Origin of the sequence: Acinetobacter sp. UBA1496 (assembly GCF_002324975.1) — a bacterium.
GTDB lineage: Bacteria > Pseudomonadota > Gammaproteobacteria > Pseudomonadales > Moraxellaceae > Acinetobacter > Acinetobacter variabilis.
In genome coordinates this window covers 23,815-25,370 of sequence record NZ_DCRI01000105.1, presented here as the reverse complement: position 1 = coordinate 25,370, position 1,556 = coordinate 23,815, and the positions used below count along the sequence as shown (strand labels likewise).

General features: G+C 43.8%; 2 protein-coding genes. Both read left to right on the top strand.

Annotated features, from left to right (window positions below; all coding sequences use genetic code 11):
- On the top strand, positions 1 to 587 hold a 587-nt coding region (gene rpsD, locus B3143_RS13230; protein WP_286740895.1), incomplete at its 5' end, for a 30S ribosomal protein S4.
- Positions 588 to 603: 16 nt separating this feature from the next.
- The coding region (locus tag B3143_RS13225) for a DNA-directed RNA polymerase subunit alpha (protein ID WP_286740893.1) at positions 604 to 1,556 on the top strand (953 nt) is incomplete at its 3' end.

The following is a 1,556-nucleotide window of genomic DNA, read 5'->3' as shown; positions in this document are numbered from 1 at the left end:
GCGAAGGGACAGACCTGCAATTAAAATCTGGCGTTAAACCATTTGACGTCAAAACTAAAAAACACGCTAAAGCTCCTGGTCAACATGGTGGAGCTCGTGGCGGTAAACAATCTGAGTACTCACTACAATTACGTGAAAAACAAAAAGTACGTCGTATGTACGGTGTTTTAGAGCGTCAATTTAGTAACTACTACAAAGAAGCTGCTCGTGTTAAAGGCGCAACTGGTGAAAACCTGTTGAAATTGCTTGAAAGCCGTCTTGATAACGTTGTTTATCGCATGGGTTTTGGTTCTACACGTGCAGAAGCTCGTCAGTTAGTATCTCACCGTTCAATCACTTTAAATGGCCGTCGCGTTAACATCGCGTCTATCCAAGTTAAAGCTGGTGACGTGATTGCAGTTCACGAAGGCGCTAAACAACAATTACGTATCAAAAACGCAATTGAATTAGCTGCTCAACGTGGCATTCCTTCTTGGATGGAAGTAGATCATTCTAAACTTGAAGGTACGTTCAAAGCTGCACCGGATCGTTCTGATTTACCTGCTGAAATCAACGAAAGCTTGATTGTAGAATTGTATTCTAAATAATCCTTGAGGTAGCAATATGACGCGTACTGCAAATGAGTTTCTAACTCCGCAAGCGATCAAGGTCGAAGCGGCAAGCGGGACCTCGGCAAAAGTTATTCTAGAACCCTTAGAGCGTGGCTTTGGTCATACTCTGGGCAATGCTTTACGTCGCATCCTTCTTTCTTCTTTACCTGGCGCTGCTGTGGTAGAAGTTGAGATTGAAGGTGTTGAGCACGAGTACAGTACTTTGGAAGGCTTGCAGCAGGACATCGTCGAGCTCTTGCTGAACCTAAAAGGATTGTCTATTAAGCTGTTCGATCAAAATGAAGCTTATTTAACATTAGAGAAACAAGGTCCAGGCGACGTAACTGCGGCTGACCTTCGTTTACCTCATAATGTTGAAGTGGTTAACCCTGAACACTTGATCGGCACGTTAAGTGCATCAGGCAATCTTAAGATGCGCCTGAAAGTGGCTCAAGGTCGTGGCTACGAGACTTCTGACTCACGTTTCCCAGAAGGCGAGACTCGCCCAGTGGGTCGTTTACAGTTAGATGCATCTTACAGCCCGATCAAACGTGTGTCTTACACAGTGGAAAACGCTCGTGTAGAACAACGTACTGACCTTGATAAACTGGTCATTGATCTTGAAACCAACGGTACAGTTGATCCTGAAGAAGCAATCCGCAAAGCGGCAACAATCTTGCAACAACAAATTGCAATCTTTGTTGATCTTCAGAAAGATCAAGCTCCTGTGGCTCAAGAACCTCGTGAAGAAGTTGATCCAATTTTGCTTCGTCCAGTAGATGATCTAGAGCTAACTGTTCGTTCTGCTAACTGTTTGAAAGCAGAAAACATTTACTACATTGGTGATCTTGTACAGCGTACTGAGGTTGAGTTACTTAAAACTCCTAACCTTGGTAAGAAATCGCTTACTGAGATCAAAGATGTTCTGGCTTCCAAAGGCTTACAACTCGGCATGCGTTTAGAGAA